Here is a 15,264-nt window from a genome sequence, read left to right on the forward strand (position 1 = left end):
TGTGACGGGTTTACCAGCAACGGACCAATGAATTTTCCTCAGATAGTGCAGCAGGCAGCGCAAATGGATGATTTTGCAAACTGTGTAGCCCGCAATATACAAAGCCGCGTACCGGGCGAGGAAGGCTTAAAAGATATGAGGGTAGTTGACGCCATTTACCACAGCCTCGACTCTGGGAAGTGGGAGAATATAGGGTAAAGTATATAAGTATAATTGAGTATAAATTATCTCTCCTGTTATTTAGGATCACAATAAACCCCTCATTTAGTAAACATTCCATCCATTACCCCACTAAATCAGTCGTGATTTGTCATCCAATTTTAATAAAAAGATGTTTAAACATTTATTGGATAAAAAATCAAATTCTTTGTATACTTTTGGGTTATAGAAAAAATTAAATCTAAAAAAAAATTCAAAACGAAATGAAAAAGATCTTTATCCTGTTAGCTTCAGCATTTTTGTACACTGCTGCCTCGGCACAAACTACCTGGACGGTTGACAAAGCACACTCAAACGTTAAATTTACTGTTACCCACTTATTGGTAAATGACGTTGATGGTACTTTTAAAACTTACGATGCTACCATCATAACTGCAAAACCAGATTTTAGCGATGCTAAAGTTTCATTTACAGTACAAACTGCTTCTGTAAGCACAGATAACGATTACCGCGACAATCACTTAAAATCGGCTGAATTTTTTGATGTTGCAAATAAGCCAACACTTACTTTTACAAGCACAGGTATTTCAAAAACGTCTGAAAAACATTATGCTGTTACCGGTAACCTTACTTTAGCAGGTGTTACCAAACCCGTTACTTTTGACCTTTGGTACCGTGGTACTATTACCAACCCAATGAGCAAAGCCGATGATGCAGGTTTTCAGTTAACCGGTACTATCAAGCGTGCTGATTTTAATTTCGGCAGCAAATTTGGTTCAGCTATGTTAAGCGACGAAGTAACTATTAAAGCTAACGGCGAATTTGCTAAAGCTAAATAATTAAAAAACACATATTAACGCTGCGGCGCGCTCATGCAAATGGGTGCGCCGTTTGTTTTCAGGCTAATTTTTATTGCGCTGGTATTGCGCTTTTAACTGCCGCTTTTGTAAATAATAAATAATTACACTGCAAATGCCTATTACTGCAACCAATGCGGCAGCAGCAATAACATGTATAAGTGGTATTTTGTAATCAGGGTTTATTAATGATTCGGTGATGTTGGGAATGATGATTGCAATGAGTGGTAAATAAGCAAATAGCCTTAAAAGTCCGAGCTTTTTCATAAAATAAATAATGTTTAGATAAGCCTCACCGCAAATGACCGATCTAAAGAATGCCCGTTAGGTTAAATTGGTATTGTAATGGCTCGCGGTTTCAAATATAGCAGATTGCGGCATAATAAAAAACACCCCGAATGTAGCGTGTTAAACTGCTTACGTAGTAAACTATTTAAAATGAAAGGGTTGAAAGTAACCTTAGTCAGACAATAACTGTTTTAAGGTATCAAACCACAGCTGGTTTTTGGTGCCGAAGAAACGGTGGTCTATAATAAGGTAAATAATATTGATGTTGTCGCCTTCTTTATAGCGCAACCTTAAGGGCTGCCAAAACATCCCATTGTTTCTAACTAACGACCTTTTATATATATCGTCAAATCCCAGGTATATTTGTTCCAGCCGGTTAAGGGGAATATTAAGGTAGTTATAGCCATCAATAACAAGGCTGTTATTGGTCAATATAATTTCACCCTCACGGTGGTGGGGTGGTGGAGGCATGGAAAAAAGAGACCCGGCCTCGTCAATTAATGTGAGCGATGCAATTTCATAATCATAGCTCCACATGGCTTTGCCAATTTGTAAAATTTGCATTGATGTAATGTAGTAATATTAATTGGTAACTGCAACTATTGCATTTTGCGTAATTTTTGACGCTATATAAATCCCTATATTTGATGTGCGAAAATGTTTTTCGTATTATAATAAGTATGGCTACAGAAGTTAAATGTCCAAGTTGTGGTTTTGGTTTCCCGATAGAGGAGGTGATGGCCGAGGAGTATAAAAAAGAGCTCCGGCTTAAAATGCAGGATTATACCCGCCAAAAAGAAGAAGAATACCGAAAAAAAGACGAAGAATTTTTAAACAAAGAACGGCAGCAAAAGGCCGAATTTGAGCAACGCCTTAACACCGAAAAAAAACAGCTGGAGCTTTCGCTTGAAGAAAATCTGCGCCGGTCTATCAGCCAGGATTACGAAAACCAGGTGCTGATGCTAAAAAATTCGGCGCAGGAGAGTGAGGAAAAACTGAAACTATCCCGCCAAAAGGAACTGGAGTTTTTGCAGCGCGAAAAACAGCTGCAGTTTAAAGAAGAAGAAATGGAACTTTCCCTGCAGCGCAAATTGCAGGAGCAGCGTAACGAGCTAAGCGAACAGATTCGCAAACAGGAAGCCGAACGGCATAGTATAAAAGATACCGAATACCAGCTAAAAGTAAAAGAACTCGAAAAACAATTGGACGATCAGAAAAAGCTGGCCGAGGAAATGAAACGGAAAGCCGAGCAGGGGTCGATGCAGTTGCAGGGCGAGGTACAGGAATTGATATTGGAGGAACTATTGCGTAACTATTTTCCGTTTGATGTGATAAGTGAAGTGGGCAAAGGCGTACGCGGTGCCGATTGTGTACAAACGGTTCGTAACCAGTTTGGGCAGGAGTGCGGCCGTATTATTTATGAAAGCAAGCGCACAGCAACATTTGGTGCCGATTGGATAGATAAACTTAAAAAAGATATGCGCGGCATCGGGGTTGATGTTGCCGTAATAGTTACTCAATGCTTTCCAAAAGGGATGGATTGCTTTGGTGAGAAGGATGGTGTTTGGATCTGTAGTTTTGATGAGGTGAAGGCTGTATCCTACATCCTGCGCGATGGGATTATCAAGCTCTCGAACCTGGTAAAATCACAGGATAATAAGGGTGATAAAATGCACCTGTTGTATGATTATTTAACCAGCAGCGAGTTTTCTGAGCAATGGAAAGCCATCCGCGAAGGGTATATGGGTATGCGCCTGTCTATCCAGAAGGAGCGTGATGCCATGGAGAAAATGTGGAAATCGCGCGAGAAACAGCTGGATAAGGTTTTATTGAACGCGGCCCATATAAAAGGCAGTATTGAAGGCATCGCTGGCAGCGATAGCATACAGCTAAATTTAACCGATGATGAAGATGCCCTGCTGCTGGAATAATTTTCCCCGGAGAAATCGCTTTTAGAAATTTATAAATACTTTTTGGCTAAAGCCTTAAATCATTTCTGCCAATTTAACCGTTGGCTGAAGCCAAACGGCAATGAATTAAGCACTAATCCTGATTAAAGTAGCTAAAAGTTCATTGCCGTCCCATTTATGGGATGGTAGTGAAGGAACAAAAAGCGGCTTCAGCCAAAATTTGTCATGCTGATATTTTAAACGCGATTTCCCTATAGTTTCCCTGAATTATTGTTATACTTCTAATCGGATGCAGGTCTGTGCGTCGCCCACACCAAACATCACAGATCCGTCAATGTAATTTGTTTAATACGCCTTACTAAATTATTGAATAATTTAAGCTTTAACTGTATTTTGTCGGAACAATAAATTTGCTGCCCCGTTATGAAAAAAATACATGTATTTTGCTTATTTCTGTTGATCGCACTTACCCGGATAAACCAGGTGTCTGCTCAAAAAACCGATAAATTGCCGCAACTAATGATAAGGCTTGATGATATCGGGATGAACCACTCTGTAAACATGGCTGCCGAAAAGATGGCCAAAACCGGGTTGCCATTTTCTGTATCACTTCAGTTTGCATGCCCGTGGTACCAGGAAGCGGTGGAGATCCTAAAAAAATATCCCAATGTAAGCGTAGGGCTACATTTAACACTTACGTCGGAGTGGAAAAATTACCGCTGGGGGCCGGTTACAGGCCGCACGGCTGTGCCAAGTTTGGTTGATGAGGTTGGTTATTTTCCGCATTCCACATCGGCATTTGCCAAAAGCGGTTATAAGCTGAATGAGGTTGAAACTGAACTATCGGCACAGATTGAAAGGGCTTTGGCATCGGGATTGAAAATAAGCTATATCGACCCGCATATGGGCATCGCATTGTCGACCCCGGAGTTACGTTCACTTACAGAAAAACTGGCTCATAAATATAAGTTAGCCATATCAACATTAAGCAGTGTTACCTACTTTGGTGAAACCTATATGGAAATGTGGGGCGAACCCATTGCTACTAAAAAGAAGGTTTTCCTGGATTATGTGAGCAATAAGCTTAACGCCGACAGGCCAAACCTGGTTGTGATTCATACCGCTACGCCAAGCCCCGAAATGGATGTATTGGTAGATATGAACAGCAATATGATGAACGCCAAAGATGGCAAACCGCTAACCAGCCTGCACCGCCAAACGGAATTGAATATGTTGCTGTCGCCCGAGTTCAGGAGTATGGAAGGTAAAAAATTCCGGATGATTAATTACCAGCAATTATTGGCAACAAAGGATATCAGCGTACTTAGAGCATCAAACAATAAGTAAGCTTATTTTTTAGAAAAAATAACTATAGCTACACCGCCTATAATCAATACTCCGCCTAAATAGGGTGGCCAGTTTACGGTTTTTTGCCTGTCGGCAGATACCTGGATTGGGCCGRCATCAATGATTTTTTCTTTTTTGGTGTAGGTAAAGCCAGTCCAGATAAGCATTATTACACCTATAACAATGAGTAATATGCCAATACCTTTATTCATAGGATGATGATTTTTGTTAACGTTTGCTGTTGTTATTACAATAACTATGGGATGAAATTTGTTTGCCTTTTCATTAAATATACTGCCGGGCTTTTTTGGCGACTAAACTTTTTATAGTTTAGGCCTTATTGGGTGGCTTGATAATTAGCCTGCTTAATGTACCAAAATACTTCAAAGGGATGCAAGACAATCTGATACTGGAAACCATATCCGTTACCAAAAACTTCTTTGGCGATAAGTCATCAGGCGTTAACAATATTACCATATTTGTGCCCAAGGGCAAAATTACTGCCATTGTTGGCGAAAGCGGCAGCGGCAAAACCACCCTGCTTAATTTGTTATTTGGMATTCTGCAACCCGACCATGGCGAAGTTTTTTTTAAGGAAGAACAGGTGTTGAGCCGTGAACACGGGATACAGCATGCTCACAAAGTAATGCGCATGGTAACCCAAAACGGTATAGATATGGACCCCCGGTTATCTGTTTGGAATACCGTACGTGATGGCCTGCCCGAAGAAGACCTGAGCCACGAAATAAAAAGGGTTACCGAGGCGCTTAATATGCTAAATATTTATCCGCTTAAAGACTACCCGTTTGGGAAACTAAGCGGCGGCGAAAAACAAAGGGTAACCATAGCCAAAGCATTAATAAGCCGGCCCGAAGTTTTATTGCTTGATGAACCCTTTAACCAGGTTGATGCCTCGTACCGCGAAGCTTTACAGCACGATATAAGGCAAATTGTGCGGGAGTGGAAAACCACAGTAGTATTGGTATCGCATGACCCGGCAGAGATACTATCAATGGCCGACGAACTTATTGTAATAAAGGAGGGCGAGATAGTTGAAAATGGCCCGCCAGATGAGTTATACCATTCGCCAAAATTATTGTACACATCGCAGATCCTGGCCAGTGGCAGCAAGCTTAACTCAACCCAGGCCAAAGTTTGCGGCATAAAAAGCAGTCGCAGTGTAATAGTAATATATGCCGAGCATGTAAAAATTACACGGTTGGGTAAAAAGTGGTTGGTACAAAAGGTGCTGTTTAAAGGCTTTTACGAAGAGCTGATCATCGAAAATTCCGGGGTTATATTGCGCGTCATGAATTACAAAAGGGGCAAATATAAATCAGGCAGTAAAGTAGGCATCAAAATCAGCAAATACTTTGAGTTTGGCAGGTGGGAGAATTGAGAAGGGTATAAGAATCAGGGTGTTTTCAGACAAGCTACCTACGACGTGTTTGTTTTAATTGTATATTTTCTTAAAAAACGGCCGGTCACCCTGAGCCTGTCGAAGGGTCGCGCGCAGAGGCCTTTGCCCGCTATGGTTCGACAGGCTCACCATGACAGCCCTTTTTAAGCCATCGTTTTTCCTTCAGAATCCCCTGATTTTACCCTTCATGTAACGAAGGTAACGGCTATTAATTGACAATTAGTTAGTTACTAATTCATTTTCCTTCGGCACCCTCTCTTTTCGGTACTTGCTCAAATTTATCAGTAGCACACTACCTAATATAATCACCAGACCGCCAACCTGTAATAAGGTAACGCTTTCGTGGGCAAAAAGCACCCCTAATATAACGGCTATAACCGGGTTAACATAAGCGTAGGTACTCACCTGCGTGGCCGGGCGAACCTGCAACAACCATACATAAGCGCTAAAAGCAGCTATCGAACCAAAAACTACCAGGTAAAGCAAAGCATACCAGCTATGAGCCGGGATAGTGTGCCAGTTGAGGGTTTGTACCTCGTTATGAAAAAAGCTTGATGGGATAAATACGATACCCGCCGCCAGCATTTGCCACGCGGTGTTAACAGATACAGACCCCTTTGTGTTATTGTGCTTGGAGTATAACGACCCCGATGCCCAGCCCAGTGTGCCCGCCAATAATAACAACATTCCCGGTAGTTTTGACGAACCGGTTGATGGGCCAAACATGCTTCCTATCTGTTCGCTGAATAATAATATTACGCCTATAAAGCCTATTATAAGCCCCAAAATGGTGCTTTTACTTTTAAAGTTGGTACCCCAGTTTGGCTTATCCAATAACACAAACCATATTGGGGGAGATGATACCATAATGGCTACCATGGCGCTTGGTAATGTTTGCTCGGCCCATATTACAGCGCCATTACCTACTACAAGTAATAAAAAGCCACTTACCGCAGCATGAATGATGTTGCGCTTTACAAAAATCTGTTCGCCTTTAATGGCGCACCATATCAGCATTAAAATACCGGCTGTAAAAAAGCGCAGGGCTCCCAGCAGAAACGGCGGGAAACCATCAACAGCCATTTTTATAAAAAAATAGGTAGAACCCCAAACCAGGTAAACAGTAGCAAAAGCTATGATAACCAACAGGGGAGAGGTGGTTTTTTGTGTAGTTGTAGTCATGGCAGTATTTATTTTTCGGGTATAACTAATTGTTGTTGTTCTTTAACAGTTTCGAGCACTATGGTGGTGCGGGTGCTCAAAATATTAGGGATCTTACTAAAGTAAGTGCGCATCAGCTGCATCAGCGAGGCTGAATCATATGTGCGGATCTTTACAAGGTAGCAATCATCGCCGGCAATATGGTGCACTTCCTGTACCTCGGGTATTTTGGCAAGCTCGCGCGAAGTATCATTACAACCCGGGCCGTCTGCAGCACGCATGAAAATAAAGGCCAGCATTTTTTGCTGTAATGCCACCGGGTTAATGCGCGTGGTATATTGCTGGATAACGTTTTTCTGTTCCAGTTTTTTTACCCTTTCCAATATACCCGATGGGGCCATCCCAAGCTCGCGGGCAAGGTCGGCATTTGATATGCGGGCATTTTCCTGCATCAATCGTAAAATATGCAGATCGGTTTTGTCTAAAACTATTTCTGTTTCGCTAATCATACAGTAATATTAGGCATTATGTGAATTAAATTCAAAATAATTTTAATAAAATGAATTTAATTCGACAAAAGTGCTGTATTGGTGTTTAAACAGATATTTGGGTAGGCGCGATAGAGAGTAAAGATGTTTATATCATCGGCTTAAAATGGGCGTTGTGGCAAGCTTAGGGAGGAGAAAGAAGATCCGGTTTGGCAGATAGTGAGTAGAATATTTGCCACCCCTCACTAATTTCCATTGACCATTGACTACTCACTACTCACCGCTCACCACTTCACTATGCACAGTTACATCACCTTCAACACATCAACCAAATACTCCACCTGTTCTGCATGCACATCCAGGTGCGTTACAAAGCGGATGCGGTGTTTGGCGGTATCAATGGCCTTAATGTCTTTAGCAGCAAGTTTTGCCAATATCGCGGTTGCAGGCTCAATAGTATCAAATAATACAATGTTGGTTTCTACAGGCAATACATTACTTACCCATGGTAGCTTGCTTAGTTCATCGCCCAGGATGCGGGCATGGGAATGATCTATCTTCAGGCGTTCTACATGGTGGTCAAGGGCATAGATGCCAGCCGCGGCCAGGAAGCCCGCCTGCCTCATGCCGCCACCCAATACTTTACGGATGCGCCGGGCATATTTAATAGTATCCTTATCAGCCAATAAAACCGAGCCAACGGGAGCGCCCAACCCTTTGGATAAGCAAACCGAGATGCCATTAAAATATTTACCATAGTCGGCCGCCTTATCACCGGTATGAGCCAGGGCATTAAATATGCGTGCGCCATCCAAATGAAGCTTTAGGTTTTTGGCCTGGCATAGTTCGGCAATGGGTTTTATATCGTTTAGTGTATAGCAGCTGCCGCCGCCTTTGTTTACGGTATTTTCTAAAACAACCAGGCTTGTATGCGGGTAGTGGATGTTTTCGGCGTTTATTTCCGGCTCTATCATTTCGGGGGTGATGATGCCCCGGTAACCATTCAATAAGCGGGTTGATACGCCGGAGTTAAAAGCTATGCCGCCGCCCTCGTAACGGTACACATGCGCGGTTTGGTCGGCAATTAATTCATCCAGGGGCTGGGTAAAGCATTTAATGGCAATCTGGTTGGTCATGGTGCCCGATGGGCAAAATATACCAGCTTCCATCCCAAATATAGCGGCTGCTTTTTGCTCCAGTTCATTTATAGTTTCGTCTTCGCCAAACACATCATCGCCAACTTTTGCACTCCACATGGCTTCCAGCATGCCGGGGGTAGGCTTTGTTACGGTATCGCTGCGTAAATCAACAGTCATCATATTAAATATGTAAAAATTGCGTTCTTTGTATTATTATACTTGTTATGCGCTCAATTTTAATCATTTTATTTTTTATGCTGTGCTTTGTATCAGCAAAATCGCAAAAATGGCAGCCCGGTAATTTTACCGATGTAAAAGGCAACCGCACAGCCGGCTTTATAAGGTTATACCCCGGCGGTAAAAGCCCCATAAAAGATGAAGGCTTTATTGAATTTAAAGACGACGCTAAAACAAACCCCTATAAATTGAGTGTAAGTGATATCCGGTCGTTTGTGGCAGGTAAGGATAGTTTTGTGGTTGCCCATGCTCCCCGCAACGAAACATGGAGCCTGGAGGAAACCGATTTTGTGCAGGTAGTGCTTGATGAGCCATTGAAACTTTACATGGCAAAAGCCGGTTCGGGCGGCGGTGGCGGCGTACGTTTTTCGCCGGGAATATCTGCGGGTTACGGCAGCGGCGGCTACGGTGGCGGACTTGGCGGCGGTTTAGGTGTTTCCATTGGTGGTGGTGGAGGCGGCGGTCGTGGAAAAAGCTCCAAAGCCGTTTACTACTTTGGCGAAAGCACGGCTGATATGAAGCGCATTACCGATGAAAACTTTGAAGATATTATGGTAGAGATCATGGGCGATGAAGAGCCGGTGGTTGATAGCATCAAAGAGCATAAGTTTAACCTTAAGAGCATGGATAAGCTGGTTGATTATTTTAATAAGGTAGCAGCATCGCATGCCCCGGCGGCTCCCTGAAGGGCGAGCTTTTAAATCTTTTAGACCATTTTGTGAGTGCGTAGATGTTCCATCGGAACGCCTGGTACACCTGGAACGCTGTGGAACGAATTTGTGCTGATAGCCAGTGTGTTGTGGTTTTTAAAAAATAGAAGTGGAACACTATTTTTACTGATAATCAATGCTTTATCTCCTTTTGTAAATTGGCGATATATTCTCCGTTTTAAGCCTCTTTAATCAAAAATTATACTGTTTGTAGCTATCATTTTGAGAGAAATAAAAAGAAATATATATAAATATGGATGTGTTGGTTTTTTGCATCCGGCCCGAAAGCTTCATTTCTTTTCCATAATATTTCCCCATTTTCAATAATGCATACAAATCCTGTAGATATTATCATATTTAAAAAAATATGGCTTATCTTTTATTAAATCATTTAAAAAACTATCTTTAAGGCTGGCATTATTGTAAAACGTAAAATTAGTCTTATTGAAAACTATTACACGCAGGGATTTTCTTGGTAAAGGCGCTATGCTGGCCGGGGGGGCTTACCCCGCCATGATGGCTTTAGGCCTGTTGCGCCCTGCCCCGGCTCATGCCTTTAATTTAGAGGGAGACGGGAAAGGAAAACATATCATCATATTAGGTGCCGGCCTGGCAGGGATGACCTGTGCCTACGAACTTAATAAACTGGGCTACCAATGCACTATTCTTGAGGCCCGCCAGCGTACCGGCGGCCGCTGCTGGAGCGTCCGTAATGGCAGTACCAACCAGGAGATTGATAAGCCTGCCGCTACCGCAAAGTTTGATGATGGCTTGTACTTTAATGCTGGTCCGTCGCGCATCCCTCATAACCATGAGCTTACTTTGCATTATTGTAAGGAGTTGGGTGTACCTATCCAGGTTTATAACAACGTAAACGAAGGCGCTTACTACTTTGCCGAAGGCAAAGGTCCACTATCAAACAAAAAAATACGCGTACGCGAGGTTCATAACGATATCCGTGGTTACATGACCGAGATGCTGGCCAAAAGTATTGATCATGGCAGCCTTGATGCTAACCTTACCAAAGAGGATGGCCAAAAGATCATCGAATACCTGCAGGCCGAAGGCGGCCTTGATGTGGATAAGTTGTACAAAGCATCTGCAAGGCGCGGGTATACCGAATCGCCGGGTGCGGGTGATAAGCCCGGTAAAATTGCCGATGCGCACAAACTGGCAGATATCCTGCACTCGGGCCTGATGGATCCTGATTTTTATAACGTTGCGGAGTACACTTACGAGCTGCAAATGACCATGTTCCAGGCCGTGGGCGGGATGGACCAGATAGCAAAGGCATTAGAGAAAAAAGTTGCGCCATCTGTAAAAAGGGGAGCCGAGGTTACTGCAATAAATAACCTTGCCGATGGTGTTAAAATAACTTACAAGGATGCGCTTGGCGAGCACCAGCTTACCGGCGATATGTGTATTTGCACGTTGCCGCTGCCGGTATTAAGCAATATCAGCAATAATTTTTCGGGTGATGTTAGTCGTGCAATTGATTATATCGGTTACATACAAACCGGCAAGATAGGCTTGCAGTTTAAGCGGAGGTTTTGGGAGGAAGATGAGCATATTTACGGCGGCATTACCCACACCAACAACGATTTAACTCAAATTTTTTATCCATCCTATGATTATTTAGGAAAAAAGGGTATCTTAATAGGTTATTACAATTTTAACGAAAAAGCTCAGAAAATAGGTAACTTAGATTATGCAAACCGGGAGAGATTTGCATTAGAAAAAGGCAGACTTATCCACCCACAGTATGATAAGGAATTTGAAGGGGCGTTTTCGGTAAGCTGGCACAAAACAAAATATAATTTAGGCGGATGGGCTGTTTACAATACCGATACCCGTAAAACGCAATACCCGGCACTGTTAAAACCCGATAAGCAAGTATATTTTGCAGGTGAACATTTAACCTATTTAAATGCCTGGATGGCCGGGGCATTTGAATCGGCCAGGAGCACTGTGGCCGCCCTGCACGCAAGGGTAACCGGTGGACGCGCAAGTTACCCCGTGCAGAAATGAAAAAGATAAAGGACGAAGGAGGTTCAGACAAAGGACTATCAGACAAAGGACGAAAAGATAAAGGATAGGTTTTTTTGGAGCAGTCTTGATACTTGATACTAATTACTTGATACAAAAGAGGATGGAGCTGTCTTGATACTTGATACTAATTACTTGATACAAAAAACAGGTAGCTGTCTTGATACTTGATACTAATTACTTGATACAAAAAGCATGTGGCTGTCTTGATACTTGATACTCACTACTTGATACTAAAACCAAACCACCATGGCAAATTTACTCAACCGCAGAAACTGGATAAAATCCAGTGCAATTATGGCCGGGGGACTGGCCTTCTTTTCGGGAACTATTAATAAACTGGCCGCTATGCCTGTTGCCAGGGCCTTTAAACCTGCCGCAGGGAATTTAAACGACCAGGAAGCAATTGTTAATGCAGGCTTCGAGCTAAAGGCAAGGTTGTTAGCCAATGAAAACCCGTTTGGCCCTTCGCCTGCAGCAAAAAAAGCTATCCAGGATGCCCTTAGTCTTAGCTACCAGTACCCTATGTTTTCAATGGGTACACTTTACAACAAAATTGCCACTTATGAGGGGATCTCGGAAGGTAATATTTTAATAGAATCAGGCTCTTCTCCGCTGTTTCTTGCCGCCGCCCTTTTATTCAGTAAAGGAGGAAAAAGCATTATTACCGGCGATCCTTCCTATGAAGATCTGCCAACCCGTGCTCAGCAATTTGATGGTAAATGGGTGAAAGTACCGCTTACTGCCGACTATAAGCTTGATCTGGATGCTATGGAAGCAAAAATTGACGCTAACACCGGCCTTGTTTATATCTGCAATCCTAATAATCCTACTGCAACAATATTAGATACCGCCAAATTAAAGGCCTTTTGTGAGCGCGTATCCAAAAAGGTAACCGTATTTGTCGACGAGGCTTATATCGATTATCTGCCGGATCCGCAAGGCAGCAGCATGATAAGCTCGGTTAAAGCCGGAAACAATATCATTGTGGCCCGCACATTTTCCAAATTATATGGTTTTGCAGGCTTACGCTGCGGTTATGTAATTGCGCAGCCCGAAACCATTAAAGCATTGTCTATCTACAGTACCGGGTTCTCTCTTTCGGCTACAACAATTGCCGCTGCCATAGCTGCTTACCGCGAAGAGGATTTTTTGAAAGAGGCATTACAAAAAACACTGGCTTCAAAAGAATATTTATACTCAGTACTTAAAAAGGAGGGTTACGATTACATTCCTTCATCGGCCAATTTTGTGATGTTTCCGTTAAAAATGGATAGCAAAAAATTTGTAAGCGAAATGATGAAGCGCAGCGTAGGGGTACGTAGCTGGCAATTTGATAACAAGCAATGGTGCCGCGTAAGCATTGGCCGCATGGACGAAATGGAAGCCTTTGCCGAGGCGTTTAAGCAGCTGAGTTAGGGGGCGAGTCCAAACGGGAGGGCTTAAAAAAACAGGCCATCATTGAGTGATCATCAGAGATAACCCCGAAAAATAGTAATGATGTGTAAAAAAAGCGCGTCATTGGGAGTATCCACCAGGATAATCCTGGAAAAAATGGGGATGACCTGCTGGCTTTAGGGGCTCACAACAACCATGTCATTACGAGCGCAGCGCGGCAATCGCGAACTGTGCAGGTCCGATCTGTATAGCATGCGATTGCTTCGTGCCTCGCAATGACATAGATTATATTAAAAAATAGTACTGATAATCAGTGGATTGCAAACACGTCATTATAAGGTACGAAGCAATCCCAAACTAYACAGATCGGATTTGCACAGCTACTCTRTAGGTAGGGGATTGCTTCGTACCTCGCAATGACGGGAGATATGTGTTTGCCTCCAGGTTTTCTTTCGAGCAGTCCTGAGGAGACGAAAAAAATATTTAATTGAATAACAACTAACAAATAAAATCTCCCTGCCAACCGGCGGGGGAGATTTAGAAGGGGGCTTTATGCGTAAACTAACATTAACACTATTTTTAGCAGGTTCTATTTATTTAGGGCATGCGCAAACTGCGGCAAATCCTCGTCCGCTTACTATGGATGAGTATAACAAGGCACAAACCTTTACCATTGCCGATCTGGATAAGGATACCTATGTTAAATTCGAGAATGCTTATGTGCTCGATAGGTACGAGAACCGCAAACCCTATTTCGTTACCGGATCTGATGGTTTAAAAAAGCGCATCGACCTGTACAAACTGATTGCCAAAGAGGGTATGCAGGAAATTGGGCTGATGGTGTTTTATACCAACGAAAAGGGTAAATTATACAAGGCCCTTGTACCCGATTTTACCGCCGGTGGTAAGGTGTGGGAGAAGTATTTTACCGATATTGATAACATTAATAAGGCCGAAACTAACTTCATCCTTAAGCTATCATACATTTTATCAAAGGAAATGAGCTTTCAGCAATATAAGCTGTTGAATGGCGGTAAGGATATGAAGGAAGAATCGGCCACTTACGGTAACGATATCTGTTTCCCCGGCGATGAAATGGTAACCATGGCAAATGGCGCTAAAAAGATGCTGAAAACCATAAAAAGCGGCGATGAGGTAATCACTATTGATCCGGCTACCAATAAAAGTTCGGCAGTTAAAGTGAAAGCATTAACGGTTCATGATGCTAAAAACTATGCGCTAACCCGTTTGGTATTGGTATCGGCAGATGTGAAAAATACAAATGCGGGTCAATTGATAAACCTTAATTCAAAAGTATTGCAGGCTACGCCAAACCACCCGATGCTCACCAAGCAGGGCAACCTTAAAATGGGCGAGATAACACAAGGGCAGGAGGTGCTTTGCCTCAACGAGCAAACCGGCAAATATGAAGCCTTTACCGTGCTGCAAAAAACAGAACAAGGCGGCGGTATCCAAAAAGTATACAACATTGTAGCTGATGGCGGCAGTACCCTGCTGATGAATGGTGTAATGGTAATGCAGAAGTAGGCTCCAGGGCCTTACCCAAACCCTCCCCTGAAGGGACTGCTGTGTGTACACATCTTATTGTTATAAAAGAAAATGTCATTCGTCCCCTCAGGGTTTCTCGCAGAGGACCCTGAGGTACCCGGATCATCACGCATAAACGCGGTTTTCGTAAATAATACGGGCTTAGTGCAACCGCAGGGTCCTCTTTYGAGAGACCCTGCGGGGATGGAAGTCGTAAGTTATAAGCCGGATTTGTTCTTTTTTGACTTTGAACTTAAGACTTTTTCGTCCCCTCAGGGTCTCTCGCAGAGGACCCTGAGGTACCCGGATCATCACGCATAAACGCGGTTTTCGTAAATAATACGGGCTTAGTGCARCCGCAGGGTCCTCTTTCGAGAGACCCTGCGGGGACGGAAGTCGTAAGTTATAAGCCGGATTTGTTCTTTTTTGACTTTGAACTTAAGACTTTTTCGTCCCCTCGGGTCTCTCGCAGAGGACCCTGAGGTACCCGGATCATCACGCATAAACGCGGTTTTCGTAAATAATACGGGCTTAGTGCAACCGCAGGGTCCTCTTT

At 43.0% G+C, this 15,264-nt stretch carries 15 protein-coding genes; 9 read left to right on the forward strand and 6 right to left on the reverse strand.

The genetic code is table 11. The annotated features are described in order from the left end of the window. Both AC1DPZ_RS11330 and AC1DPZ_RS11335 read left to right on the forward strand, forming a co-directional pair. Positions 1-198 (forward strand): Gfo/Idh/MocA family oxidoreductase (locus AC1DPZ_RS11330; protein ID WP_477403290.1); only part of this gene is annotated, 198 nt, incomplete at its 5' end. Positions 199-422: 224 nt separating this feature from the next. Next, positions 423-998, forward strand: a complete 576-nt coding sequence (locus tag AC1DPZ_RS11335) for a YceI family protein (protein WP_477403292.1) — start codon at positions 423-425, stop codon at positions 996-998. A gap of 63 nt (positions 999-1,061) precedes the next feature. Here the strand turns inward: AC1DPZ_RS11335 and AC1DPZ_RS11340 are convergent, their stop codons facing one another. Both AC1DPZ_RS11340 and AC1DPZ_RS11345 read right to left on the reverse strand, forming a co-directional pair. Continuing rightward, on the reverse strand, positions 1,062-1,283 hold the full coding sequence (locus tag AC1DPZ_RS11340; RefSeq protein WP_477403294.1) for a hypothetical protein: 222 nt from the start codon (positions 1,281-1,283) through the stop codon (positions 1,062-1,064). A 192-nt stretch (positions 1,284-1,475) separates the two neighbouring features. Beyond that, positions 1,476-1,868 carry a hypothetical protein gene (locus AC1DPZ_RS11345; RefSeq protein ID WP_477403296.1) on the reverse strand — a complete coding sequence of 131 codons (393 nt, stop codon included), beginning with the start codon at positions 1,866-1,868 and terminating at the stop codon, positions 1,476-1,478. Between the two features lie 116 nt (positions 1,869-1,984). Between AC1DPZ_RS11345 and AC1DPZ_RS11350 the strand changes: the two genes are divergently transcribed. Together AC1DPZ_RS11350 and AC1DPZ_RS11355 are read left to right on the forward strand one after the other, a co-directional pair. Then, the gene (locus tag AC1DPZ_RS11350; protein ID WP_477403298.1) at positions 1,985-3,235 is read left to right on the forward strand and encodes a DUF2130 domain-containing protein; all 1,251 of its coding nucleotides are present in this window, start codon (positions 1,985-1,987) and stop codon (positions 3,233-3,235) included. Between the two features lie 402 nt (positions 3,236-3,637). After that, the gene (locus AC1DPZ_RS11355) at positions 3,638-4,561 is read left to right on the forward strand and encodes a ChbG/HpnK family deacetylase (RefSeq protein ID WP_477403300.1); all 924 of its coding nucleotides are present in this window, start codon (positions 3,638-3,640) and stop codon (positions 4,559-4,561) included. A 2-nt stretch (positions 4,562-4,563) separates the two neighbouring features. Here AC1DPZ_RS11355 and AC1DPZ_RS11360 read toward each other — a convergent pair whose 3' ends face one another. Then, positions 4,564-4,773, reverse strand: a complete 210-nt coding sequence (locus tag AC1DPZ_RS11360; RefSeq protein ID WP_477403302.1) for a hypothetical protein — start codon at positions 4,771-4,773, stop codon at positions 4,564-4,566. Positions 4,774-4,952: 179 nt separating this feature from the next. Between AC1DPZ_RS11360 and AC1DPZ_RS11365 the strand changes: the two genes are divergently transcribed. Continuing rightward, positions 4,953-5,960 (forward strand): ABC transporter ATP-binding protein, encoded by a 1,008-nt coding sequence (locus AC1DPZ_RS11365; protein ID WP_477403304.1) that lies wholly within the window; start codon positions 4,953-4,955, stop codon positions 5,958-5,960. 240 nt (positions 5,961-6,200) lie between these two features. Here the strand turns inward: AC1DPZ_RS11365 and AC1DPZ_RS11370 are convergent, their stop codons facing one another. The 3 genes from AC1DPZ_RS11370 to AC1DPZ_RS11380 all read right to left on the reverse strand — a co-directional run bounded on the left by AC1DPZ_RS11370 (position 6,201) and on the right by AC1DPZ_RS11380 (position 8,949). Next, a complete protein-coding gene (locus AC1DPZ_RS11370; protein WP_477403306.1) occupies positions 6,201-7,163 on the reverse strand; it encodes an EamA family transporter in 963 nt (320 codons plus the stop codon). An 8-nt stretch (positions 7,164-7,171) separates the two neighbouring features. Next, entirely contained in the window at positions 7,172-7,651 is a 480-nt protein-coding gene (locus AC1DPZ_RS11375; protein ID WP_477403308.1) for an Lrp/AsnC family transcriptional regulator, read from the reverse strand. Between the two features lie 284 nt (positions 7,652-7,935). Then, positions 7,936-8,949, reverse strand: coding sequence for a threonine aldolase family protein (locus tag AC1DPZ_RS11380; RefSeq protein ID WP_477403310.1), 1,014 nt, complete (start codon positions 8,947-8,949; stop codon positions 7,936-7,938). Between the two features lie 74 nt (positions 8,950-9,023). Between AC1DPZ_RS11380 and AC1DPZ_RS11385 the strand changes: the two genes are divergently transcribed. The 4 genes from AC1DPZ_RS11385 to AC1DPZ_RS11400 all read left to right on the forward strand — a co-directional run bounded on the left by AC1DPZ_RS11385 (position 9,024) and on the right by AC1DPZ_RS11400 (position 14,708). Next, positions 9,024-9,692: a hypothetical protein gene (locus AC1DPZ_RS11385; RefSeq protein ID WP_477403312.1), complete on the forward strand. Its 669-nt coding sequence runs from the start codon at positions 9,024-9,026 to the stop codon at positions 9,690-9,692. Between the two features lie 468 nt (positions 9,693-10,160). Further along, positions 10,161-11,744, forward strand: a complete 1,584-nt coding sequence (locus AC1DPZ_RS11390) for a flavin monoamine oxidase family protein (protein ID WP_477403314.1) — start codon at positions 10,161-10,163, stop codon at positions 11,742-11,744. 267 nt (positions 11,745-12,011) lie between these two features. Beyond that, on the forward strand, positions 12,012-13,181 hold the full coding sequence (locus tag AC1DPZ_RS11395; protein ID WP_477403316.1) for a pyridoxal phosphate-dependent aminotransferase: 1,170 nt from the start codon (positions 12,012-12,014) through the stop codon (positions 13,179-13,181). A gap of 531 nt (positions 13,182-13,712) precedes the next feature. Then, on the forward strand, positions 13,713-14,708 hold the full coding sequence (locus tag AC1DPZ_RS11400) for a Hint domain-containing protein (RefSeq protein WP_477403318.1): 996 nt from the start codon (positions 13,713-13,715) through the stop codon (positions 14,706-14,708). The last annotated feature ends 556 nt before the right edge of the window (positions 14,709-15,264 follow it).

The organism is Mucilaginibacter sp. P4_G9, assembly GCF_056400985.1.

Excerpts from the sequence above, each read along its gene's own strand:
- AC1DPZ_RS11370 (WP_477403306.1), bottom strand. The coding sequence starts at position 7,163 with ATGACTACAACTACACAAAAAACCACCTCTCCCCTGTTGGTTATCATA.
- AC1DPZ_RS11380 (WP_477403310.1), bottom strand. The coding sequence starts at position 8,949 with ATGATGACTGTTGATTTACGCAGCGATACCGTAACAAAGCCTACCCCC.
- AC1DPZ_RS11395 (WP_477403316.1), top strand. The coding sequence starts at position 12,012 with ATGGCAAATTTACTCAACCGCAGAAACTGGATAAAATCCAGTGCAATT.
- AC1DPZ_RS11350 (WP_477403298.1), top strand. The coding sequence starts at position 1,985 with ATGGCTACAGAAGTTAAATGTCCAAGTTGTGGTTTTGGTTTCCCGATA.
- AC1DPZ_RS11345 (WP_477403296.1), bottom strand. The coding sequence starts at position 1,868 with ATGCAAATTTTACAAATTGGCAAAGCCATGTGGAGCTATGATTATGAA.
- AC1DPZ_RS11355 (WP_477403300.1), top strand. The coding sequence starts at position 3,638 with ATGAAAAAAATACATGTATTTTGCTTATTTCTGTTGATCGCACTTACC.
- AC1DPZ_RS11375 (WP_477403308.1), bottom strand. The coding sequence starts at position 7,651 with ATGATTAGCGAAACAGAAATAGTTTTAGACAAAACCGATCTGCATATT.
- AC1DPZ_RS11335 (WP_477403292.1), top strand. The coding sequence starts at position 423 with ATGAAAAAGATCTTTATCCTGTTAGCTTCAGCATTTTTGTACACTGCT.
- AC1DPZ_RS11340 (WP_477403294.1), bottom strand. The coding sequence starts at position 1,283 with ATGAAAAAGCTCGGACTTTTAAGGCTATTTGCTTATTTACCACTCATT.
- AC1DPZ_RS11400 (WP_477403318.1), top strand. The coding sequence starts at position 13,713 with ATGCGTAAACTAACATTAACACTATTTTTAGCAGGTTCTATTTATTTA.
- AC1DPZ_RS11385 (WP_477403312.1), top strand. The coding sequence starts at position 9,024 with ATGCTGTGCTTTGTATCAGCAAAATCGCAAAAATGGCAGCCCGGTAAT.